The sequence below is a fragment of the Ruegeria sp. genome (assembly GCF_965199275.1).
Classification (GTDB): Bacteria; Pseudomonadota; Alphaproteobacteria; order Rhodobacterales; family Rhodobacteraceae; genus Ruegeria.
The window spans coordinates 222,814-245,483 of the sequence record NZ_CBDAQX010000008.1 but is presented as its reverse complement, the minus strand read 5'-3'; the positions used below and the strand labels follow the sequence as shown (position 1 = coordinate 245,483).

Genomic DNA, 22,670 nt, shown 5'->3' with positions numbered 1-22,670 from the left:
AGACCGGAATTTCGCACAGACCTCTGTGCTTTTACGCAGAGGAGGCCTCAAGTTGAGACATGATTTCCCCAATCACTTTCTCCCACATTTCAGGAGGTTGCGCGCCCGGAACGGCATGTTGATTGGCAACAATGAAGGTCGGGACCGAGCTGACGCCCATCTCACGTGAGTGGGTGTCGCGGTTGCGGATATCCTCGCGGTCGGCGTCGGATTTCAGAAGTTTCATCACCACCGCCGCGTCCATGCCCGCGCTGTCGGCGATGTCGGACAGTACCTCCGGGTCGCCGATATCGCGGGCCTGAACGAAATAGGCGTCGAACAGAGCATCGACGACGGCGTTCTGCTTGCCCTCGATCCCGGCCCAGTGGATCAGGCGATGCGCGTCCAAGGTGTTTGGTGTGCGCTTCATCCCCTCAAAGTCGATCTTGAGGCCCGCATTCTCGGCATGTTCGACCACGGGCGCATAGGCGCGCACCGCACCGTCCTTGCCGCCGAATTTCCGTTCCAGATATTCGCGCCGATCCATGCCTGCATCCGGCATGTCGGGGTTCAGCTGGAACGGGTGCCACTCGATCACAAAAGGATGATCCGGCAGTTTTGCCAAGGCTTTGTCCAGATGGGTTTTGCCGATGTAGCACCAAGGGCAGATCGGATCGGAAAGGATATCAAGTTTGACGGTCTGGGTGTCTGTTTGGCTCATGGGGTGGACGCCTTGAAATAGGCCGGCAACGCGCGGCGCAGGAGTTTGCCGTTGCCGCCGGTTGGCAACTCGGGAAGGTGAACAAAGGCGCGCGGCTGTTTGTAGCGCGCCAGATTGGCTTGGACATAGGCGTGCAGAGCGTCTTCGTCCAGTCTATCGGGGCCGGAGTAGAAGGCCGCTATCACGAATGTGTCCTGTTTGACCTCGACGGCTGCGGCCCCGACCTGAGTGATGCCGGGGTAGCGGGACAGGACGGATTCGACCTCAACTGGCGAGACGCGGTAGCCGCCCGCGTTCATCATGTCATCGTCACGCCCCAGATAGGTGATCTGCCCATCGACGGCCATGGCGCCCTGATCGCCGGTCAGGAACCAGTCACCTTGTAGTCGGGCGGCGGCCTCGTCGGGGGCGTTCAGATAGGTCAGCATCAGGCCGGGATCTGAGCGGTGAATGGCGATGGTCCCTTCGCTCCCTTGCGGCACAGGCCCCTCTGGCCCGAGGATCGCGACTCGGCGGCCCGGTTGCGGCTGTCCGAGGGCATCCCCACGCGCAGGATGGTTTGGGCTGGATGAAATAAAGGTCGAACATTCGGACATGCCGAACGCTTCGTATAGTTCTGTTCCGGTGGCCGTTTCCCACTGGGCGTGCAGGGACCGAGACAGCTTTTCCCCGGCGCACAAACCGTGGCGCAAATCGGGTAGCTCGATCCGATCCATACCGGACAGCATCTTGCGGAAAACACCCGGTGCTGCAGCAAAGATCGTCGCGCGGTTTTGGCGCAGCATTTGCGGCAGCTGAGACATATCGGTGCCGGGTTCGGGGATCAGGGCCGAGGCTCCGATCGTCCACGGATCCATAAGCCCGGTGCCCAGCGCATAAGTCCAATTGAACGCACCCGCGTGGCACAGGCGGTCGTGTTCCGTCAGGCCATACCAGCCGTCGACCATCATTTGGCGCGCCCAAATCGCTCTGTGAGCATGGGCGACTGCGCGGGGCTTGCCTGAGGTGCCCGAGGTATAGACCACATAGGCCAGACGCTCGGGGTCGCCCATGTCGAACTGCGCAGGTGGCAGGTCATGCATGGTGATCAGGTCGTGCAGGTGGATCTGATTGGGGTGCTCGGGACAAGCCACAGAGGGGTCGTGCAAGATGGCGGCGGGGAAAGCTCCGCAATGATCCGCGCGGTTTCCGGTTCGGTCAGTTGCGATGAGGTCGGAACAGGAACGATGCCGACGGCGATGGCCCCAAGATAGGCGATCGGAAACTCGACGGTGTTTCCAAGACGCATCAGCACGATATCACCGGGGTGCAGTCCGGCCTGCAACAGGCCCTGACCTGTTCCCAGAACGGCGGCTTTCAATGCGCTATAGCTCCAGTCTTCGGACCCGTTTCTGCGCAACACGGACAGGGCGGTTTTGTTGGCCAACCCATCTGCTTTGCCAAGCACGTGAGCGGCCAGATTGAACGGGGTCGGACAGGGCGTCGGTGGCCCCTGATCGAAGATTGAAAGCATGGCAACTGGCTAACCCGGCCCATGGCGCGTTGCAAGCGCGGCTTGTGCGCCCTATAGACGAAGTCATGAGTACCCAAGATCCCAAATCCCTGATCCGCATTGCCCGCGACGCAGGCGAACACACGGAACCCGAGCCTTTGGACCTGGGCGCCCGCGTGCGCGAGTTGCGCAAGGCGCGCAACTGGACGCTGGAGCAGGCAGCCTCGCAGGCCGGTCTGGCGCGTTCGACGCTCAGCAAGATCGAAAATGGTCAGATGTCACCCACCTACGATGCGCTGAAAAAGCTGGCCATCGGGTTGGAGATCTCGGTGCCTCAGCTCTTCACCCCGCCGCAGCGTGAGCAGGTGATTGGTCGTATGGCCGTGACCCGGTCCGGCGAGGGGGCTGCACATGCCACTGCCACCTATGAGCATGAGTTGCTGGCTGAAACCCTGACGAAAAAGCAGATGCTCCCCTATCGCGCCCGCGTCCGCGCCCGCTCGATGGATGAGTTCGAAGGTTGGGTGCGCCATGACGGGGAGGAGTTCATGTACGTCCTGACCGGCGTCGTGCGGTTGTATACCGAGTTCTACGAACCGGCGGAGATGCGCCGGGGCGACAGCGCCTATTACGACGGCAGCATGGGGCATAATGTGATTTCGGTCAGCGATGAGGATGCGACCATCCTCTGGGTGACATCACTCGCCTAGGATCAGTTCAATTCGCGGTTCAAAGACTCCGTGAACAGAAAATCCTCGACCTCTTCGTGGGCTTCATTAACAGTTAGGTGATGGCGTTCGGCCAGATAGGCTTCGAACTGTTTGCGATCCTTGCCGACACGCGGCATGTCCTTGTCCCTCAGGTTGGGAAAACGGCGTTTCGCGCGGGCGTAGCACGCGTTCCAGTCTTGTGTCAGATCGGTCCAGTTCAGCATCTGCGAGCTTTCCTTCTTCAGGTTTCAGGACGGCTCTCCCCTATGAACAGCGTACGGACGAGTTGACGCAGCGGAAGACATGACAAGATGTCGCACCCCTGGCCTGATCAGAATTATGCCGATCAGAGTCAGGTTTGCGCGGCGGGTTTGGCGCAAAATCCGGTGAAACGCCCATATATAGGGGCGCTTTGCGCTATGAGCTCATGATTTTGTTCATCGCGGAATGTGCCAGTTTTTGCCGATCCGCGTTTGCCCTGGATGGCAGGTCCAAACCTGCACACCCTAAGCGCGCGGTCTTAGTCCGCGTACCACCAGACCTCGGGCATGTATTGCGGGCCATCGCCGTAGATGGGCAGGGTTTCAGGGTATTTCAGCGCACTGACATGGGCGATGCGACCGACGTCGAAGCTCCAGATCGGGATCACGTATCGGCCCGCTGTCAGAACCCGGTCGAGGGCGCGGGTGGCGGCCACGAAATCCTCGCGACTTTCCGAAGCCAGCATGGCGTCGATCATTCCGTCCACAGCCGGTGAGGCGACGCCCATCAGGTTGCGCGTGCCCGTTGCATCGGCGGACTCGCTGCCCCAATAAAGGCGCTGTTCATTACCCGGCGACAGTGACAAGGCACGGCGGAACGGGGTCATATCGAAATCCAGCTCAGACACCCGTCCGGTGTATTGGGCATTGTCGACACGTTCGGTCGTGACCTGAATGCCCAGACGCTCCAGCGCGCGCGTGTAAATCTCGACCGCTGTCTGCATCTCACCATCGCCCTGTTGCAACAGAACGGTGATCTGGAACGGCTCGCCCGCTGCATTGCGCAGCACGCCGTCCTGAATGGTCCAGCCAGCCTCGGCCAACAGTTTTGCCGCCTTACGCAGGTTCGCGCGGTTTCGGGCTGAACCGTCGCCCTCGGGTGGGGCGTAGCCTTCAAGCGTTCCAGGGATCAGGTCTGCGCTATATGGCTTCAACAGCTCCGCAACGCGCCCCGTCGCGGGGCCTGGTTGCATAGCCAGGTCAGAGCCAGAGAAATAAGATGAAATCCGCGACTGCGCACCGCCGGTGATCGTGTCGTTGATGAATTCGAAATTGAAGGCCAGCATCAGGGCCTCACGCACGCGCCAGTCGTCGAACGGAGCTTTGCGGGTGTTCATCACCAGCCCGGTCATGCCCGAAGGCTTGCCATGCGGGATCTCGGTCTTGATTACATCGCCGCGCTGAACAGCGGGGAAACTGTACTGCGTGTCCCATTTGTCGGCGTTGAACTCGCGCACGGCCGAAAGCTCTCCGGCTTTGAAGGCTTCGAACAGAACGGTGGCATCGCCGTAGAATTCGATCCGGATGTCATCGAAATTCATCGTGCCACGGCGAAACGGAACATCCGCGCCCCAATAGTCCGGATTTCGACGCAGGTTCACATAGCGCCCGGCCTCGTAATCGTCGATCACATAGGGTCCGCTTCCAACAGGAACGTCGTGCAACTGCGCGTCCGCAAAATCCTTACCTTCCCATTGGGCTTTCTGAAGGATCGGGCGCAGCCCTACGATCAATGCAAGTTCGCGGTCAGCCTCGTTAAAGCTGATCCGGACCGAGCGCGGGCCGGTCTGTTCGATACTGTCGATCTTGGACCATAGACCGCGATAGCGCAGATGCCCTTCGGTCCCGAGGGTCTGGAAAGACCAGATCACATCGTCAACTGTGACCGGGGTGCCATTGGAGAATCGAGCCTCTTCCCGGAGGGTGAATTCCACCCATGACCGGTCTGGCGCAGTCTCAACCGATTCGGCTAACAGCCCGTAAAGAGTGAAAGGTTCGTCCCAGGAGCGGCCCATCAGGCTCTCGTGGGTCCAAAATCTTAACTGCCACGGAGTGGTGCCTTTTTGCACAAACGGGTTCAAACTGTTAAAGCCGCCCGTATTTCCGAAAACGACTTTGCCGCCTTTGGGCGCCTCTGGGTTCGCATAGGGTAGAGACACAAAATCCGGTGGTAAGGCCGGGTCGCCATACATAGCTATGCCATGAGTCGATTCTGCCTGTGCCAGTGAGGACGCAAAAAGCAGGGCGATTCCCGCTGCCAAACCACGAAGCGGGTGTGAAAAATACGGGCTCATTTTGGAAACAATCCTGCTCTGGCCTTATTTTGTTGGGATTCATCGTAGCGATGATTTTTCTTGTTTTCAAACTTTTAGCTTGGACGAAAGCGCAGAATTGCTTATAAAGATTTCACTGCTCGATAGGTTTCTTGCCTGTATGAAACCTGCCTCAATAACTTAACGCCCGCTTCGTGCGGGCGTTTTTTTTCGCAGATTTGCAGCCACTCATTCTGCAGTTCCCAGTTTTCTTTGCAGGTGCAGCATGGCACTCTGCGTTCCAGGTGAACTCAGAGGGAATGCAGTCATGAGCCTTTCGGGAAAAACGGCAATCATCACGGGATCAAATTCGGGCATCGGTCTGGGCATCGCGCGCGAGCTGGCGAAGGCTGGGGCGGATGTGATTCTGAACTCGTTCACAGATCGGGATGAAGATCACGCGTTGGCCGCGGAGATTTCGAAAGAGACCGGTACGAGCGCGCGCTACATTCAGGCCGATATGTCCAAGGGCGACGAAAGTCGCGCCCTGATCGAGAAGGCGGGCTCCTGCGATATTCTGGTGAACAATGCGGGTATTCAGCATGTGTCCCCGATTGACCAGTTCCCGATCGACAAGTGGGACGCGATCATTGCGATCAACATGAACTCGGCCTTCCACACGACCGCCGCCGCCTTGCCGTTGATGCGCGCGCGTGGGTGGGGGCGCGTCGTGAACATCGCCTCAGCCCATGGTTTGACGGCCTCTCCGTTTAAAGCGGCCTATGTGGCGGCCAAGCATGGTGTTGTTGGCATGACCAAAGCCGTTGCATTGGAAACCGCGCAAGAGCCGATCACCTGCAATGCGGTTTGTCCGGGCTATGTGCTGACCCCTCTGGTCGAAGCGCAGATCCCCGACACTATGAAGGAATACAACATGAGTCGTGAGGACGTGATCAAGAACGTCATGCTGGAGCGGCAACCGTCCAAGGAGTTCGCCACGGTCGAGCAATTGGGCGGGACGGTTCAGTTCCTCTGCTCGGATGCGGCGGCGCAGATCACCGGCACGACGATCTCGGTCGATGGTGGCTGGACGGCCTTGTGAGCTTTCACGGGGGCTCTGCCCCCAAACCCCCGGGATATTTTTGGCCAGATGAAGAGGCGAAACCATGAAACGGATCAATCTGGCTTTGCAGGGTGGTGGGGCGCATGGGGCGTTCACTTGGGGTGTCCTCGACCGCCTCCTCGATGAAGAGGATATTGAGGTTGCGGCGATCACCGGAACCTCAGCCGGGGCATTGAACGGGGCTGCGTTCAAGTCGGGCATGGTTGCAAATGGGCGCGAGGGCGCGCGGGCGCGGCTGGACGGGTTGTGGAAACGCATGGGGGCTCTTGGCGATATGCGTATTGCCAACTGGTTCAGGGGGCTTGAACCTGCGAGCATTGCGCAGGCGATGGAGTATTCGCTGCCTTACTCCATTGGCGATGCGTGGTCCCGGATGGTGTCCCCCTATGCCTATGGTCCCTTCTATTCGAACCCACTGGAAACCGTGGTGGATCGGTTCAACTTTGATGAGGTCTGCGCCGATCAGGGGCCACGTCTGTTTGTGTGCGCCACTTGCGTGCGCAGTGGCAAGATCCGTGTGTTCACGGGCGATGAGATCTCGACAAATGCGATTTTGGCCTCGGCCTGCTTGCCTACGCTGTTCAAAGCGGTTGAGATTTACGACCCCGAAACCGACAGGACGGAGGCCTATTGGGATGGCGGCTATACCGGCAACCCGGCGCTGTATCCTTTGTTCGAGGGTGAACTGCCCGATGATGTGGTGATCGTGAATATCAACCCTTTGGAGCGGGACGAGTTGCCGGTTACGCCGCAGCAAATCCAGAACCGGATCAATGAGATCAGCTTTAACTCATCCCTGTTCCGCGAGCTGCGGGCGATCAATTTTGTTCAGCGGCTGCTGGAAGAAGGCAAGCTGAAAGCCGGTGAGATGAGCCGCGTTTTGGTCCACATGATTGCGGATAATGAGCTGATGAACAGCTTGTCTGTGGCGACCAAAACGGTGCCCAATCCGGTGATCTTGCACAAGTTGAAGCACGCGGGCCGCGACGCGGCAGATGGGTTTCTGGCACGTCACAAGGATGACCTTGGGCGGCACAGTACCGTCGATCTGCCCGCAATGTTTGGCTGATTACTCGGGGGGCTGCGTCGGGTCTTTTTCGTTGGGATAGACCAGGCCGGCCGAGATTACGAGCTTTGCGGCCTCTTCAATCGACATGTCCAGCAGGATCACATCCTCTTCAGGGAAGAACAGCAAAAAGCCGGAGGTCGGGTTGGGCGTTGTCGGTATGAAGATGCTCAGGAGGTTGCCGCCGGTTTCGGCGCGATTGCTAACCTCACCCCTTGCTGTGGTCGATACGAACCCGATGGCCCAGATGCCACGCCGCGGATATTGCACGAGGCAGGCTTTCTCGAAAGAGCGCTCGGTCTGCGCGAACACCGTCTCCGAGATCTGTTTGATCCCGGAATAGATCGAACGGACAATCGGCATCCGATCGACGAGGCTCTCGGTGAATGAGATGAATGACCGGCCCAAGATGCCTTTGGCGACCCAGCCGACCAGAATGGTGAACACCAGGAAGATGATGACCCCGACGCCGCGCAGGTTGATGCCCACATATTCTTCGGGGCGGAACTGCTGTGGCACCAGCGGCAGAACGGCGCTGTCGATCCAGCCCACGACGGACCAGATCAGCCAGATTGTCAGCCAGACAGGCGCAATGACAACAATACCCGTCAGAAAAGACCCGCGCAGGCGCGAGAACAGGCCGGGGCGGCGATGGGGCTCTTCGTCAAACGGTGTGTTCATTACAGGTCCGAGTGGTTTGCAAAACTACCTAAGCAGTCCGATGCGCCGGTGCAATAGGGCAGGTTTACGCGCCGTTTACCAGTGCCTTAGCAATATTCGCCGCCAATTGTGCGTTGTTGCGCACCAAGGCGATGTTCGCGGTGAGTGAGCGGCCCTCGGTCTTTTCAAAAATCCGTTGCAGCAGATAGGGTGTGACGGCCTTGCCGGTGATCCGATGAGCATCTGCATCCGCCTGGGCAGCGGCGATGATCGGGGCCAGCTCCTCGGCCGGGATCTGGTCTGCGGCCGGGATCGGGTTCGCGACCAGCTGACCGCCCGGTAGGCCCAGCGCGCGGCGCGTCGCATGAGCTTTTGCGATGGCCTCGGCACTGTCCATGCGCAGCGGTGCGGCATATGGGGATTGTGCGGACCAGAAGGCGGGAAAGGCATCCTGACCATAGGCGATGACCGGAACGCCCAGCGTTTCAAGAACCTCAAGCGTTTTAGCTAGATCGAGGATCGCTTTGGCACCCGCCGCCACAACCGTCACTGGGGTTTGACCCAGCTCATGCAGGTCGGCTGAGATATCAAACGTGGTCTCGGCCCCCTGATGGACGCCTCCGATCCCGCCGGTGGCAAAGACCTCAATCCCCGCATATTGCGCGGCGATCATGGTTGCGGCCACTGTTGTGGCTCCGGTCCCGCCGGTCGAGATACAGGCGGCCATGTCCGCGCGTGAGATTTTCGCGACGCCCTGAGCCTGGCCCAAGGCCTGCAGCTGGTCGGGTTCAAGGCCCACATGCAGCACGCCTTCGATCACAGCCATGGTCGCTGGCACAGCTCCTGCATCGCGGATGTCCTGTTCCACCTGCGCGGCGACCTCAACGTTTTGAGGGTAGGGCATGCCGTGAGTAATGATGGTGCTTTCAAGCGCCACGATGGGGTGGCCTGCGTCTTTCGCGGCGCGGACCTCGGCAGAGTAGTGGATAGGGATCACAGCGGAGTTTCTCCTGAAACGTAGGTTGCAGCGGCGTGGAGCGCGCGGGTCAATGCCGTTTGCGCATCGGCGCCGTCTGATTCTGAAGCGATATGAGCGGCCATGAATGTATCGCCCGCGCCGGTCACGCGAGTTACAAGCACAGACGGAGGTGTCTGGGTCAGAACGCCCGAGGCCGAGCCAACGGTGGCCGAATTGCCGCCATCGGTGACGAGGACGCGCAGCGCTCCCCGGTCCAGCAGGCCTTTGGCGGCGGATTCGGAATCGGTGAACTCGCGCTGACACAGCAGGCCAGCCTCCTCGAGGTTCACATAGAGCGTCGCGCGGGCATGTTTTAGGAAGGGCAGCAGTCGCTCGGCTTTGCCGGGTGAGGCGGGTGCAACCCGTAGGTCCGCCTTGGCGAAGGCGGGGCTTTGGGCGATTTCTTCCAAAAGGTCCAGCGTTAGGTTGCCGTCCAGTGCTATGGGTCCTTCAAACGGCGTGTTCTCATAGCCCAGCGGCCCGTGCATCAACGGGCGCAGGATTTTCGCCCCCGAAGCCTCAAGCGAGTGGGCGTCAGCGATGGCCGCGATCAGACCGTTGGCCCCTTCGACCGCCATGTAGCGATCGGTCGGCAGGTCTTGCGAGCGGTAGATATGGTCGGTGACCATGCCGAGCCGGGCGCAAGCGTGGACCAGCTCGTCACCCTCCGGGTCGCGGCCAATGGCGGTCAGTAGGGTAGGGGTCATGCCAAACCGCACCAGCGTCATGGCGATGTTCATGGCGACGCCGCCGGGCAGGCGGGTGATCCGCCCCGGCACGTCCGATCCTTGCCGCATGGCACTGGCCGAGCGTCCGATCACGTCCCACAGGACCGAGCCGATACACAGGATTTCACTGTTCTGAGTCATGGTGCTGTCATGCCGCAGCGCTGAGGGCCGTGCAAGCCAGAACGTCAGCGATAACAGAGATAAGGCCTCTGTGATCTCGCCCGCCGTCGTTTCGACTTGCGATCCGATGCGTTCGGCGGGACACTCGACCTGTATGATTGATGGTTTTATTGATGAGCGTCGCAGATGAACGGTATTTTCCGTTTTCTCCTGATTTTGCCTGTCTTTCTGGTGCTTTCGACGTGGTCCGCGAAGGCTCAGACCACTCCGACGATTGTCGAGTTCTGGACGAAGGAAGACACTCTGTTCCTAGAGGTCACGCTGAATGCCGAGATGTTCCTGTCCGGGATCGACCCCGAAACCCGCCCGGATTTTGCCGATGACGCGCGGTACAGAGAGTTGCGCCGACGGGTCTCCTCAGAGCTGGAGCCTGAGGTCCGGTCGTTTGTCAAAGACTGGTCCGGGACGCTGAGGGTCGAACTCGCAGGCCCGACCCGCCTGTCCTATGAGGGCGTGCGCATTCCCATCGTCGGTGATCCCAATACTTCTCGTCTGTCAAAGCTGCTGCTGGCCGCGCCGCTGCCGGAAGGCGCGTCCAGTCTGCGCCTGACATGGCCGGAGGGGCACGGGCCTGCCGTCGTTAAACAACAGCGTGTCGACGCACCCTACACGGGCTATCTGGTCGCCGGAGAGGTCAGCCCTCTGATCCCGTTGCAAGGCGGTGCCGCGCTCGACCCGCAACAGGTGCTGCAGGTGTTTCCTGACTTCCGACCTTTTTGTTGATCTGACTGGGTTTTTGGTTTGTTTTCAGGTGTGGTTGCTCAGAGGCGCGTTGTAGTGCCCCATTATTATAAAAAGTATTGACATGGGCCTTCAGATGGCTAACCTCTTCGCCCATGTTCATCCGCACCAAACATGACGCAAAGCTCAACCGCACACGGATCCAGATCGTTGAATCCGTCCGCACCGGCTCCAAGGTACGCCAGAAGATCCTGCGCCATGTGGGTGTGGCCCATAACGACAGCGAGATTGAGGATATCAAGCGTCTGGCGGGCCGCTTGATGGAGCAATTACGCATTGATCGCTCGCCGCAAATGGAACTGTTCACGCCCACGGAATATGCCGATCTGCAGGCGCTGGTGCGCCGCGCTCCGCGGCCGGACAAGCTTGGCGTTGATCTTGTCGAGTGCCGTGAGGAGGCGCGGGTCTCTCTGGGTCTGCGGGATGTCATGGGGACGATGTATGACCAACTGGGTTGGGGGGCCCTTCTGGGGGCGGCGCGTAAAAGTGCCAATCGCATTGTGAAAGAGCTGGTTATGGCGCGGATCGCACAGCCCGAGAGCAAGCGCGCGACCGTGGAGGCGTTGGAGAACCAGGCAGGCATCACGCTCAATCTGGACGTGGTCTATCGGAGCATGGATTACATCAATACGCCGGTGATAGACGGGATTTGCAAAACCTCTCACGCGGCGGCAGAGAAGTTGCTGGGCGGGCCAGTGACCGTGCTGTTCTACGATTGCACGACCCTGGCCTTTGACACCGAGCGCGAGGACCCGGCCGAGGATGCGGACGGGGTCGAGCAGGATCATCTTCTGGCCAAGGGCTTCAGCAAGGATGGCAAGCATCACCGCGCTCAGGTCATGCTGGCGCTGATCGTCACCTCCGATGGGCTGCCTGTGGGCTATGAACTCTTCCCGGGAAACACCTGGGAAGGTCATACGCTGGAAGCTGCGCTGAAGGCGTTGGAGGGACGCTTCGACGTGGCCAGGGTCACGTTCGTGGCCGATGCCGCCATGCTCAGCAAGGACAACCAGCAGATGTTGCAGAACAAGGGTCTGCCCTACATCCTCGGCTATCGCATGAAGTCCGCCCCGGCCGCCGTGAAGGCGAACATTTTGAGCCCGGAGGGACGCCAGCCTTGGGCTGGACACGGTTCTGAAGAGGCAACCGAGAAGGGCTGGTACAAGGTGATCGACCAGGAGGGAGCGCGGGTCATTGTGACCTGGTCACCCACCCGGGCACGCAATGATGCCCACAAGCGCGACAAGGCAATCGAAAAGCTGCACAAGAAGCTCAAGCGCTCTCGCAAACCCGGCAGCTTCAGCAGCCGGGGATATGGCCGCTTCCTGGCCTTCCCCGACAGCGGGGACGTCACGCTGGATGATGCAAAGATCAAGGCAGCGGCACAATGGGACGGGCTGCATGCCATTGTTGTTCATGGTGCGGACGAACTGGAGGCACAGGACGTCATTGCCCGCTATCACCAGTTGTGGGAGATCGAAGCCTGCTTCCGCACCAACAAGCACGATCTGAAAATCCGGCCCATCTATCACTGGTCGCCGCGTCGGGTCCGGGCCCATATCGCCATCTGCTACATGGCCTTCTGCTGCCTGCAGCACCTGCGCAAGCATCTGGACCTGCTCGGACACCCGATGAGCCCGGCTCGTATCCGCAACGAGTTGAACGCATTGCAGCTCTCGATCCTGCGCCACAAAGGCACCCCTGACCGCTACGGCATGCCAAGCCATGCCACGGTCGATGCCAGACGCATCCTCACCTGCGTCGGCCTGACCTGGAACGAAGCCCCTTTCAAGATACCCCCCGGGCGCACCCGAAAAACTGGCCAGACCAAAGCCTGAGCTCCCTCAACACTCCGAAACAATCGCTGGCGAAAAAAGTCCGTGTAGTGCCTTTTGGCAACCAAGGCATAATAATATCAATGACTTATACGAAAAAATGTCGGAAGTCAGGAGGGTCGAACTCGCAGGCCCGACCCGCCTGTCCTATGAGGGCGTGCGCATTCCCATCGTCGGTGATCCCAATACTTCTCGTCTGTCAAAGCTGCTGCTGGCCGCGCCGCTGCCGGAAGGCGCGTCCAGTCTGCGCCTGACATGGCCGGAGGGGCACGGGCCTGCCGTCGTTAAACAACAGCGTGTCGACGCACCCTACACGGGCTATCTGGTCGCCGGAGAGGTCAGCCCTCTGATCCCGTTGCAAGGCGGTGCCGCGCTCGACCCGCAACAGGTGCTGCAGGTGTTTCTGCCCAAGGGGCTGACCCGCATCCTTCCGCATGGCTACCACGAGATCGCCCTTGTGCTGTCGCTGGTCTTTTTGACTCTCAGCCTGCGTCCGCTGTTGGCGCAGATGTTGTTTGTGTCCCTAGGACTGATCTTCGGTCTGGCGCTTTCGGTCTATGGCGCGGTTGCGTTGCCCTCTGCGGTGGCCTCTCAGGCGCTTGCGGCTGCAACCCTCGTTGTGGCGCTGTGGAATTTGGTTCTCAGGCGTCTGACCGTTTTCCGCTTGCTCGCTGTTTTTGGTGCCGGATTGTTGTGTGGGATAGCGCTCAGCACCTCGCTGGCGAGAATTGGGGTGCCACCGGATCATTTGCCGCCCGCGATATTCGGCTATGCGGGCGGAGTACTGGTAGCGCTCTACGCCATAGCTGCCGTAAGTTTTGTGATCTCGGCGCTGATTTCCGGCGCTTCCGAGCGAATGCGAGGCCGGATATCGGTTCTGGCCTCGATCCTGATTGCGGGAATTGCCGTCTATTGGTTGGCCGAGCCCCTGATACTTAGCTAGCCATTTGGGACAACAGGTCGTTCAGAGCGGCCGAAGGGTCCTCGGCCGACCAGATTTCATCGCCGATGCCGAAGAAATCCGTATGCGGGGACAGGCTGCGGATCAAGTCTGGGGTCAGGCCGCCCTCCGCCACGACCGGGACCTCGATCATTTCCGACCACCATTGGAACAGATCCTTTTCGGCAAGAGTGCCGTCGCCCAGAGAAGACGCTCCGACCGGACCGAAGGCGACATAGTCGACGCCGGCTTCGCCAGCCATCATGCCGTCATGGCTGGAGGACCCACAAAAACTGCCGACAATCGCATCTGCGCCAAGCTCCTTTCGTGCAGCCCGAACCGAGCGCGCCGCATCGTCCAGATGCACACCGTCCAACCCCAGCCGTTGCGCCAGCAGAACGTGGTTGGAGATCACGATGGCCACGTCGCGCGCATGGGCAACCTCGCGGCAGGCATCTGCGGCGCGGGCAATCGTGTCCTCGTCATTTCCGGCCAAGGCCAGCCGGATGCAGGCGATCTCGGTCCCGTCCAGAACCCGCGCCAACTGGTCGGGGAAGGTGCTGAGCGTGATGGTCGGCGGTGTGATCAGATAGATCTGCGGCTGCTCGGGGGTGTCCATTAGCGCGTCCTTCGCTTTCATTCTTTGGCGCGGTTTAGCGGATTGAGCGGGGGAAGCAAACTTTTATGCCTGCCGAGCGGGTATTTGGAAACAGAAGAAGAGGATCGGGTGTCGAGAACATTCTGAATTGTCCGGTGTAGGTAACATGCCAATTGTCCGCTTCAGTTGATTGCGCGGTGGCCCAATTCGGAGGGAGCCGTAGGCGACCGTAGATTTGGGCCACCGCGTTCGCGCCACGTCGAAGCGGGTCACGCGACTTTGTGTTTGCTATCCTCCTGTGTGATGGGTGATCCGTCAGGCTGGTAGCGGCCAATGCATCTCGGGCCGTGGAAGATGACCAGTTGACCATCGGGGTATTCGTGGACCCTGACCTTCGCCTTGACGAAATGATGACGGTGCCTGTCTGCCGCGATCTGCATGACCAGGCCCTTGTAGCGCACCGTATTGTCGTTGCCGACGACGCGGTCTTCCTGCACACACAGGGTGTCGCGCACATTGCCTGTAAACGGCACGAAGGCCGAGGTCGTATCCTCCGGCTCCTTTGCAAACAGGGCATTGTGTTCGGGAAGATAGACCTCTTTCAGGAACTGATTGGCCTCTTCAATGGTTGTGATCCCATGGGACCGCAGTTCCTGCGGCAATCGGTTCTGGAACGTGCCAAACATGCGTTCAGACCGTCCACGGGCCTGCGGTGAATAGGCCGGGATCAGCTCAATGCCGAGTTGCTGCAAGGCGCGCCCGACCTGGGTCAGATTGTCCTTGTCCACTTTGCCGCCCGCTTCGGGCGTATGCCAGTAATGAGAGCCCCGATCGGCATAGAGCGAGCAAAACAGACCTTGCGCCTCGATCACCTCTGTCAGCCCCTGAAAACTGCTCATCGTCCCTTCTTCCTCGACAAAGAATGCCGAATAAACCCGGTTGGTGGCATCGTCCATGGTGACGATCAGATCCCACCACTGACCCGGAACCCATTCATGGCTGGAGCCGTCCTGATGCAACATCATGCCAACCATCGGACGGCGGGGCCGCTTGCGCCGATGGGCACCTCGTCGGGGTGCTGCCTGAACCCGGCCGTGGCGCTGCAGTGTAAGCCGCACCCAGTTGTAGCTCTGTGTGAAACCATGGTGGGCCACCAGCTTCTCGTGGAAATGCTTCGGCGTGTAATCCCAGTACTTGGTATCAAACAGTTCAAGCATCTCCATGACCTTATCCGTGGCAACACGATTGTTGGCCAGTTTGCCAAGCCGACGGTCGTACAGACCTTCTGCACCATCCGCCTCAAATCGATCCTCCCAACGCCTGACGGTGCGCACGGATACACCCAGTATCTCAGCCGCCTGTTCTTGCGTCAGCTTGTTCGCGCTTCGCCGCGAATACACATCTTCAAACTTCATCAGTCGAACTTCCTGTAACACTTCTGCTCGGTTCATAACGCCTCCTCTCAGAGACAGAATAGAACCGGACAGATCGCATGTTACATACACCGGACATATCGCGTGTTAGCGACAAGAAGAAGAGGATCGGGTTGCCCTGATGGGGCTGGGTGATTAGAGCAGGCGGAACTTACGGAGACAGCCATGCCTAGTGACACCTCTCAGCCTTCCTTTGTGCTCGTGCGCCCGCAAATGGGCGAAAACATCGGTGCCGCCGCGCGGGCGATGTGGAATTTCGGGCTGGACCGGATGCGGATCGTGGCTCCTCGGGACGGGTGGCCGAACCCTAAGGCGGTGGCGATGTCCAGCGGTGCCGGTCGACTTCTGGATGAGGCGCAATTGTTTGACGATCTGGCGGGGTCGCTGTCTGACACCACCTTTGTGTTTGCGACCACCGCACGGCAACGCGGGTTGACCAAGCCGGTCTACAGCCCGGAACGCGCCATGCATATCGCGGCTGCAAAGGTCGCCGCAGGTGAAAAGGTCGCCGTTCTGTTTGGCCCCGAACGTGCGGGGCTTGAGAATGAAGATATCGCCAAGGCCAATGCCATCATCTCGGTGCCTGTGAACCCGGAATATGCCTCGCTCAACCTTGGACAATGCGTGCTGCTGACAGCCTATGAGTGGATGCGTCAGACCGGTGATGTGGTGCATGAGGCCACCGATCTGGGCAAGGGCGACTGGGCGACCGGCATCGAGGTCGAGAAGCTGGTCGAACACTATGAAGACAGGCTGGAAGAGGCGGGTTTCTTCTACCCGCCGGAAAAGGCCGAGGGCATGAAGACCAATCTGCGCAACCTGTGGTCGCGGATGCGGATGACGCGGGCGGATGTGCAGATGATGCACGGAGTCATGCGTCAGATGGTCCGTTGGAAAGACAAAGGGTAAGGCTGGACCTTGCCCCTCACTGGCCCTAGCTTGCGACGAAATCCAGGACATATGAGGACAGCATGAGCGCCAAGCGCAGCATCTTCGAAGAAGTCTCAGACACCGAAAAACAACAAGCCGTTCAACCCGGTATGATCGACAAGGGCCGGGGCGGGGCACGCAAGGCGATCCGGGCGTGGCTGATGATCCTGTTCGCTCTGGTCGTTGTTATGATCGCCGTTGGGGGCCTGACCCGCCTGACCGATAGTGGGTTGTCGATCACCGAATGGCGTCCGATCACTGGGGCCATTCCGCCGATGACCGAGGCAGACTGGCAATCCGAATTCGACAAATACAAGGAAATCGACCAGTGGCGCATCCAGAACCAGTGGATGGAGCTGAGTGATTTCAAATTCATCTACTGGTGGGAATGGGGCCACCGCCAACTGGGCCGCGTGATCGGTCTTGTCTGGGCGATTGGCTTCTTTGGCTTCCTGATCGCGCGCAAAATCCCCACGGGTTGGACCGGCAAACTGCTGATCCCCGGCGCCTTGGGTGGCATTCAGGGCGCGGTCGGCTGGTGGATGGTTGCCTCGGGCGTGACGCAGGGCGAGGGGATGACGGCCGTTGCCAGCTATCGTCTGGCGACACATCTCGGTTTGGCCTTTGTGATCCTTGGGTTCCTTGCGTGGTATATCTTTGAGCTGGGTCGGGACGAGCGTGATCTGATGCAGGCGCGCCGCGCGAAAGAGGCGAAACTGTTCTCGCTATCTACCGGTTTGCTGCATTTCACCTTTTTGCAAATCCTCATCGGTGCGCTGGTCGCCGGGATCGACGCTGGACGGTCTTACACTGATTGGCCCCTGATCGGTGGGCAGCTTTTGCCGCCAGATGCCACCATGCTGGAACCGGTGTGGCGCAACTTCTTCGAAAGCCCCGGTCTGGTGCAGTTCATCCACCGTTGCGCGGGCTATCTGCTGTTCATCTTCGCCATCATCGTCTGGCGTCGGGGGCAGGGCAGCGCCCATCCACAGACCCGTTTCGCCTTCAACGCAGCCTTTGCGGCCCTGTCGCTGCAGGTGGTGGTTGGTATCGTCACCGTCGTTTACGCAGCCCCTTGGCAGATCGCCATTTTCCACCAGTTCATGGCCGTCGTGGTCTGGACCCTGATCCTGCGCGCGCGCTTCCTGAGCGGCTTTCCCATTGCAACCTCAATCCGTGGAGCGTGACCCGATGAGCGCCTTTGACGACCTGATGGCCTTTCAACGTGAAACCTCGGCCCTTGGTCAGATTGCCGGCCGGCTCGGCTGGGATCAGGAAACCATGATGCCACGCGGAGCTGCCCCACAAAGGGCCGAGGAAATGGCCGCGATCGAGGCCGTTTTGCACGCGCGCAAGTCCGACCCGCGCGTGGCCGAGTGGCTGGACCAGGCCGACGCGAGTGATGCTTCGGGCAAGGCCCAGTTGCGTGAGATCCGCCGGTCTTATGAACGCACCATCAAAGTCCCCGCCGATCTGGCCAAGGCGCTTGCTCGGGTCACATCTGCCGCGCAAGGCAAATGGGCGCAGGCGCGCGCGGATGAGGATGTCTCGGCCTTCCTGCCCGTGCTGGAGGAGGTCGTCGCGCTGAAACGCGAGGAAGGGGCCGCGCTGGCGCAGGGCGGTGACGTCTATGACGCCATGGTCGAGGATTATGAGCCCTATACGACCGGAGCCCAGATTGCTGAGATCTTCGATCAGATGCGCCCCCGCTTGGTGGCACTGCGGGCGGCGGTTCTGGATCGACCCTCCCCAAAGGCGCTGGACGGCTCGTTCGACGAAACCGAACAGATGCGCCTGTCTCAAAAGCTGGCGCGTGCCTTCGGTTATGACCTGAACCGGGGCCGCGTCGACAAGGCGGTGCATCCGTTCAGCTCGGGCAGTGGCTCGGACGTGCGGATCACGACCCGGACCAGCGCGACTGACCCGTTCAACTGCTTCTACTCAACCATTCATGAGGTCGGGCACGCCGCCTATGAACAAGGTATCAACCCCGACTACGCGCTGACGCCTCTGGGTCAGGGCGTGTCGATGGGTGTGCATGAAAGCCAAAGCCGGATTTATGAAAACCAGCTTGGCCGCTCGCGCGCCTTCACCGGATGGCTCTTCACCCAGATGCGCGACGCGTTCGGAGATTTCGGGATCGCGGATGCCGACGCCTTCTACGCGACTGTGAACCACGTCCAGAACGGCTATATCCGGACCGAGGCGGATGAGGTGCAATACAACCTGCACATCATGCTGCGCTTTGATCTGGAGCGCGCATTGATGGCCGGAGACCTGCAGGTCTCGGACCTCGAAGCCGCGTGGAATGACCGCTTCAAGGCAGATTTTGGCTATGCGGTCGACAAGCCCTCGAACGGGTGTTTGCAGGATGTGCATTGGTCCGTGGGGCTGTTCGGCTATTTCCCGACTTATTCGCTGGGCAACGTCTATGCCGGGTGCCTCTACCAAGCGTTGCGCAGCGCTGTACCGGGGTTGGATGGCCAATTGGCCGAAGGTGATACCTCGGGCGCGACCACGTGGCTGCGCGAGAATGTGCAGCAATATGGCGGGCTCTACGCCCCGCGTGAGGTCATCGCGCGTGCAAGTGGTGTTGAACCGGGGCCGGACCCGCTGCTGAGTTATCTGGAGCAGAAATTCGGCGCGCTCTACGGGCTGTAACCCGGACCACTCACGTTGCCGTGTGCCCGCGTGGTATTCCGCGTGGGAGTGGCTAGGGTAGGGCATCTGACCCCGGCGGAGACGACTGTGCCCTTTACATCATTGGTAAAACCCCGGCTGGCCGAGATCATCACCAGCCGAGGTCTGCAAAACGCGCGTCGAGGCCTGCACGAACTTGGTCGTAGGGCGCGTGGTGCGCGACACGAAGTTCACTATTTTCACGATGCGTCAGACCCGTATTGCGCACTGACCGCGCAGGTTTTGCCGGCATTTGAGGCGCGCTATGACATTGCGCTGCGCCCGCATTTGATCTCAGGCCCGCCAGCAGAGGCGGTTCCTGATCCGAAAGCGCATCGTGAGAACGCCATCAAAGACGCGACGCGCTTGGCGCAAAAGCTGGGTTTGGACGCGCCGAAGGCGGATGGTGTGACGCCAGAGGTCAATGCTCGTCTGGCCGCACAGCTCGGAGAGCCGGATTTCGCGCAACACCTTAAAACCATCAGCGCCGCCCAATGGGCTGGGCGGGATTTACCTGCGGGGAAACAGAGTGATCCCGCCGCTGCTACAAGCGCCGGAGACCTGAAGTTGCGGGCCATGGGGCACTACCTCGGCGGCACGTTTTACTATGGCGGCGAATGGTACTGGGGCGTGGACCGGCTGCACTATCTTGAAGACAGGTTTCAGAGCGCTGGCCTGGGCACCGGCCCCCTTCTAGTGCCGCCCCCAGAATTGGCATTCGACAGCCAAGACGCTACCCCGAAAACTCTGGAGTTCTTTTTCTCCTTCCGCAGCCCGTATTCCTATCTGGCTTTCGACCGGGTTCAGCACTTGGCGGATCAATGCAATGCCGAACTGATCCTGCGTCCGGTGTTGCCGATGCTGATGCGCGGCTTGCCGGTGCCTAAGGCGAAATCCCGATACATCCTGCAAGATTGCATGCGCGAGGCGCGGCGACTGGGTATCCCGTTTGGCCGCATCTGCGACCCTTTGGGGAGCGGGATCGAGCGCGGCTATGCCTTGTTCGACTACGCTGAATCCGAAGGTCGGATGGGAGCGTTTTGCTCTACCTTCATGCGCTCAGTCTGGTCGGTAGGCGTAGACGCAGCCAGCGACAAGGGCCTCTCTCAAATCGTCAAAGCCGCCGGTTTGAATTGGCCCACGGCGCGCGATCAGCTGAAATCACAGACTTGGCGTCGGCGGGTTGAGCAGAACCAAAACAGGCTGCAAGACGTTGGCCTTTGGGGTGTTCCCAGCTTCCACGTCGACGGTCAGAGCATTTGGGGTCAGGATCGGCTCTGGGCTGTGGCTGATCTATTGGGCACTGAATCAAAACAGGCGCTGCCCGGGTTCGGATAGCGCCTGTTTCATGTTCCATGGCCGAAAGACTATTCTTCGGCCTCGTCCTCATCGCCCTGATCGGCGATCCAGGCGACGCTGACGACCTCTTCTCCTTTGCCGGTGTTGAATACCCGCACGCCACCGGCGCTGCGGGACCGGAAGGAAATGCCATCGACCGGCACTCGGATCGACTGACCTTTGGAGGTGGCCAGCATGATCTGGTCATCAATCTCGACCGGGAAGGAAGCCACAAGCTCTCCGCCGCGCATTGCTTTGTCCATTGCGGCAACGCCCATGCCGCCACGTCCGCGGACGGGGTAGTCGTGGCTGGAACTCCTGACTTCCGACCTTTTTGTTGATCTGACTGGGTTTTTGGTTTGTTTTCAGGTGTGGTTGCTCAGAGGCGCGTTGTAGTGCCCCATTATTATAAAAAGTATTGACATGGGCCTTCAGATGGCTAACCTCTTCGCCCATGTTCATCCGCACCAAACATGACGCAAAGCTCAACCGCACACGGATCCAGATCGTTGAATCCGTCCGCACCGGCTCCAAGGTACGCCAGAAGATCCTGCGCCATGTGGGTGTGGCCCATAACGACAGCGAGATTGAGGATATCAAGCGTCTGGCGGGCCGCTTGATGGAGCAATTACGCATTGATCGCTCGCCGCAAATGGAACTGTTCACGCCCACGGAATATGCCGATCTGCAGGCGCTGGTGCGCCGCGCTCCGCGGCCGGACAAGCTTGGCGTTGATCTTGCCGAGTGCCGTGAGGAGGCGCGGGTCTCTCTGGGTCTGCGGGATGTCATGGGGACGATGTATGACCAACTGGGTTGGGGGGCCCTTCTGGGGGCGGCGCGTAAAAGTGCCAATCGCATTGTGAAAGAGCTGGTTATGGCGCGGATCGCACAGCCCGAGAGCAAGCGCGCGACCGTGGAGGCGTTGGAGAACCAGGCAGGCATCACGCTCAATCTGGACGTGGTCTATCGGAGCATGGATTACATCAATACGCCGGTGATAGACGGGATTTGCAAAACCTCTCACGCGGCGGCAGAGAAGTTGCTGGGCGGGCCAGTGACCGTGCTGTTCTACGATTGCACGACCCTGGCCTTTGACACCGAGCGCGAGGACCCGGCCGAGGATGCGGACGGGGTCGAGCAGGATCATCTTCTGGCCAAGGGCTTCAGCAAGGATGGCAAGCATCACCGCGCTCAGGTCATGCTGGCGCTGATCGTCACCTCCGATGGGCTGCCTGTGGGCTATGAACTCTTCCCGGGAAACACCTGGGAAGGTCATACGCTGGAAGCTGCGCTGAAGGCGTTGGAGGGACGCTTCGACGTGGCCAGGGTCACGTTCGTGGCCGATGCCGCCATGCTCAGCAAGGACAACCAGCAGATGTTGCAGAACAAGGGTCTGCCCTACATCCTCGGCTATCGCATGAAGTCCGCCCCGGCCGCCGTGAAGGCGAACATTTTGAGCCCGGAGGGACGCCAGCCTTGGGCTGGACACGGTTCTGAAGAGGCAACCGAGAAGGGCTGGTACAAGGTGATCGACCAGGAGGGAGCGCGGGTCATTGTGACCTGGTCACCCACCCGGGCACGCAATGATGCCCACAAGCGCGACAAGGCAATCGAAAAGCTGCACAAGAAGCTCAAGCGCTCTCGCAAACCCGGCAGCTTCAGCAGCCGGGGATATGGCCGCTTCCTGGCCTTCCCCGACAGCGGGGACGTCACGCTGGATGATGCAAAGATCAAGGCAGCGGCACAATGGGACGGGCTGCATGCCATTGTTGTTCATGGTGCGGACGAACTGGAGGCACAGGACGTCATTGCCCGCTATCACCAGTTGTGGGAGATCGAAGCCTGCTTCCGCACCAACAAGCACGATCTGAAAATCCGGCCCATCTATCACTGGTCGCCGCGTCGGGTCCGGGCCCATATCGCCATCTGCTACATGGCCTTCTGCTGCCTGCAGCACCTGCGCAAGCATCTGGACCTGCTCGGACACCCGATGAGCCCGGCTCGTATCCGCAACGAGTTGAACGCATTGCAGCTCTCGATCCTGCGCCACAAAGGCACCCCTGACCGCTACGGCATGCCAAGCCATGCCACGGTCGATGCCAGACGCATCCTCACCTGCGTCGGCCTGACCTGGAACGAAGCCCCTTTCAAGATACCCCCCGGGCGCACCCGAAAAACTGGCCAGACCAAAGCCTGAGCTCCCTCA

At 60.1% G+C, this 22,670-nt stretch carries 21 protein-coding genes and 2 pseudogenes; 11 read left to right on the top strand and 12 right to left on the bottom strand.

The genetic code is table 11. From position 1 onward, the window contains the following. Nucleotides 1-31: 31 nt before the first annotated feature. Nucleotides 32-700, bottom strand: a complete 669-nt coding sequence (locus ACOERD_RS03410) for a DsbA family oxidoreductase (RefSeq protein WP_170373847.1) — start codon at nucleotides 698-700, stop codon at nucleotides 32-34. Next, nucleotides 697-2,213: pseudogene (locus ACOERD_RS03405) on the bottom strand (class I adenylate-forming enzyme family protein). Before ACOERD_RS03405 ends, ACOERD_RS03410 begins: the two are co-directional and overlap by 4 nt. Nucleotides 2,214-2,278: 65 nt before the next feature. On the opposite strand from ACOERD_RS03405, the gene ACOERD_RS03400 reads away from it, so the two are divergent. Continuing rightward, entirely contained in the window at nucleotides 2,279-2,902 is a 624-nt protein-coding gene (locus ACOERD_RS03400; RefSeq protein ID WP_419738056.1) for a helix-turn-helix domain-containing protein, read from the top strand. Nucleotides 2,903-2,904: 2 nt separating this feature from the next. Here ACOERD_RS03400 and ACOERD_RS03395 read toward each other — a convergent pair whose 3' ends face one another. After that, nucleotides 2,905-3,126 (bottom strand): hypothetical protein, encoded by a 222-nt coding sequence (locus ACOERD_RS03395; RefSeq protein WP_170373844.1) that lies wholly within the window; start codon nucleotides 3,124-3,126, stop codon nucleotides 2,905-2,907. A gap of 296 nt (nucleotides 3,127-3,422) precedes the next feature. Continuing rightward, a complete protein-coding gene (locus ACOERD_RS03390; RefSeq protein ID WP_419738055.1) occupies nucleotides 3,423-5,237 on the bottom strand; it encodes an extracellular solute-binding protein in 1,815 nt (604 codons plus the stop codon). Between the two features lie 286 nt (nucleotides 5,238-5,523). Here ACOERD_RS03390 and ACOERD_RS03385 point away from each other — a divergent pair, with 286 nt between their 5' ends. Beyond that, nucleotides 5,524-6,297, top strand: a complete 774-nt coding sequence (locus ACOERD_RS03385; protein WP_419738054.1) for a 3-hydroxybutyrate dehydrogenase — start codon at nucleotides 5,524-5,526, stop codon at nucleotides 6,295-6,297. A gap of 64 nt (nucleotides 6,298-6,361) precedes the next feature. Next, nucleotides 6,362-7,387 carry a patatin-like phospholipase family protein gene (locus ACOERD_RS03380; RefSeq protein WP_419738053.1) on the top strand — a complete coding sequence of 342 codons (1,026 nt, stop codon included), beginning with the start codon at nucleotides 6,362-6,364 and terminating at the stop codon, nucleotides 7,385-7,387. Here the strand turns inward: ACOERD_RS03380 and ACOERD_RS03375 are convergent, their stop codons facing one another. The 3 genes from ACOERD_RS03375 to ACOERD_RS03365 form a co-directional block, all read right to left on the bottom strand. After that, a complete protein-coding gene (locus ACOERD_RS03375; protein WP_170373840.1) occupies nucleotides 7,388-8,065 on the bottom strand; it encodes a DUF502 domain-containing protein in 678 nt (225 codons plus the stop codon). A gap of 64 nt (nucleotides 8,066-8,129) precedes the next feature. Beyond that, nucleotides 8,130-9,041 (bottom strand): pseudouridine-5'-phosphate glycosidase, encoded by a 912-nt coding sequence (locus ACOERD_RS03370; protein ID WP_419738052.1) that lies wholly within the window; start codon nucleotides 9,039-9,041, stop codon nucleotides 8,130-8,132. Continuing rightward, a complete protein-coding gene (locus ACOERD_RS03365; RefSeq protein ID WP_170466701.1) occupies nucleotides 9,038-9,931 on the bottom strand; it encodes a PfkB family carbohydrate kinase in 894 nt (297 codons plus the stop codon). Before ACOERD_RS03365 ends, ACOERD_RS03370 begins: the two co-directional genes overlap by 4 nt. Nucleotides 9,932-10,096: 165 nt before the next feature. On the opposite strand from ACOERD_RS03365, the gene ACOERD_RS03360 reads away from it, so the two are divergent. Further along, nucleotides 10,097-10,693: a hypothetical protein gene (locus ACOERD_RS03360; RefSeq protein ID WP_419738051.1), complete on the top strand. Its 597-nt coding sequence runs from the start codon at nucleotides 10,097-10,099 to the stop codon at nucleotides 10,691-10,693. Here ACOERD_RS03360 and ACOERD_RS03355 read toward each other — a convergent pair. After that, the gene (locus ACOERD_RS03355; protein ID WP_419738050.1) at nucleotides 10,605-10,814 is read right to left on the bottom strand and encodes a hypothetical protein; all 210 of its coding nucleotides are present in this window, start codon (nucleotides 10,812-10,814) and stop codon (nucleotides 10,605-10,607) included. The two genes, ACOERD_RS03360 and ACOERD_RS03355, sit on opposite strands and share 89 nt — an antisense overlap. Between ACOERD_RS03355 and ACOERD_RS03350 the strand changes: the two genes are divergently transcribed. Next, nucleotides 10,807-12,549, top strand: coding sequence for an IS1634 family transposase (locus ACOERD_RS03350; protein WP_419738049.1), 1,743 nt, complete (start codon nucleotides 10,807-10,809; stop codon nucleotides 12,547-12,549). The two genes, ACOERD_RS03355 and ACOERD_RS03350, sit on opposite strands and share 8 nt — an antisense overlap. 97 nt (nucleotides 12,550-12,646) lie before the next feature. Further along, nucleotides 12,647-13,489, top strand: coding sequence for a HupE/UreJ family protein (locus ACOERD_RS03345; protein ID WP_419738048.1), 843 nt, complete (start codon nucleotides 12,647-12,649; stop codon nucleotides 13,487-13,489). Here the strand turns inward: ACOERD_RS03345 and ACOERD_RS03340 are convergent. Together ACOERD_RS03340 and ACOERD_RS03335 are read right to left on the bottom strand one after the other, a co-directional pair. Continuing rightward, nucleotides 13,482-14,105, bottom strand: coding sequence for a thiamine phosphate synthase (locus ACOERD_RS03340; RefSeq protein WP_419738047.1), 624 nt, complete (start codon nucleotides 14,103-14,105; stop codon nucleotides 13,482-13,484). The two genes, ACOERD_RS03345 and ACOERD_RS03340, sit on opposite strands and share 8 nt — an antisense overlap. A gap of 248 nt (nucleotides 14,106-14,353) precedes the next feature. Then, nucleotides 14,354-15,535 carry an ISNCY family transposase gene (locus ACOERD_RS03335; protein ID WP_419737631.1) on the bottom strand — a complete coding sequence of 394 codons (1,182 nt, stop codon included), beginning with the start codon at nucleotides 15,533-15,535 and terminating at the stop codon, nucleotides 14,354-14,356. A gap of 147 nt (nucleotides 15,536-15,682) precedes the next feature. Here ACOERD_RS03335 and ACOERD_RS03330 point away from each other — a divergent pair, with 147 nt between their 5' ends. The 4 genes from ACOERD_RS03330 to ACOERD_RS03315 all read left to right on the top strand — a co-directional run bounded on the left by ACOERD_RS03330 (nucleotide 15,683) and on the right by ACOERD_RS03315 (nucleotide 20,464). After that, nucleotides 15,683-16,426: an RNA methyltransferase gene (locus tag ACOERD_RS03330; RefSeq protein WP_419738046.1), complete on the top strand. Its 744-nt coding sequence runs from the start codon at nucleotides 15,683-15,685 to the stop codon at nucleotides 16,424-16,426. 62 nt (nucleotides 16,427-16,488) lie between these two features. Further along, nucleotides 16,489-17,634, top strand: a complete 1,146-nt coding sequence (gene ctaA / locus ACOERD_RS03325) for a heme A synthase (protein WP_419738045.1) — start codon at nucleotides 16,489-16,491, stop codon at nucleotides 17,632-17,634. A 4-nt stretch (nucleotides 17,635-17,638) separates the two neighbouring features. After that, on the top strand, nucleotides 17,639-19,108 hold the full coding sequence (locus tag ACOERD_RS03320) for a carboxypeptidase M32 (RefSeq protein WP_419738341.1): 1,470 nt from the start codon (nucleotides 17,639-17,641) through the stop codon (nucleotides 19,106-19,108). Nucleotides 19,109-19,195: 87 nt separating this feature from the next. Beyond that, nucleotides 19,196-20,464 carry a DsbA family protein gene (locus tag ACOERD_RS03315; protein ID WP_419738044.1) on the top strand — a complete coding sequence of 423 codons (1,269 nt, stop codon included), beginning with the start codon at nucleotides 19,196-19,198 and terminating at the stop codon, nucleotides 20,462-20,464. Nucleotides 20,465-20,493: 29 nt separating this feature from the next. On the opposite strand, the pseudogene ACOERD_RS03310 reads toward ACOERD_RS03315, so the two are convergent. Next, nucleotides 20,494-20,781, bottom strand: a pseudogene (locus ACOERD_RS03310) (DNA gyrase C-terminal beta-propeller domain-containing protein); the annotation flags it as partial. Then, nucleotides 20,672-20,926, bottom strand: a complete 255-nt coding sequence (locus ACOERD_RS03305) for a hypothetical protein (RefSeq protein WP_419738043.1) — start codon at nucleotides 20,924-20,926, stop codon at nucleotides 20,672-20,674. The pseudogene ACOERD_RS03310 and the gene ACOERD_RS03305, both read right to left, overlap by 110 nt. Here ACOERD_RS03305 and ACOERD_RS03300 point away from each other — a divergent pair. Beyond that, a complete protein-coding gene (locus ACOERD_RS03300; RefSeq protein WP_419737624.1) occupies nucleotides 20,919-22,661 on the top strand; it encodes an IS1634 family transposase in 1,743 nt (580 codons plus the stop codon). The two genes, ACOERD_RS03305 and ACOERD_RS03300, sit on opposite strands and share 8 nt — an antisense overlap. Nucleotides 22,662-22,670 lie beyond the last annotated feature (9 nt).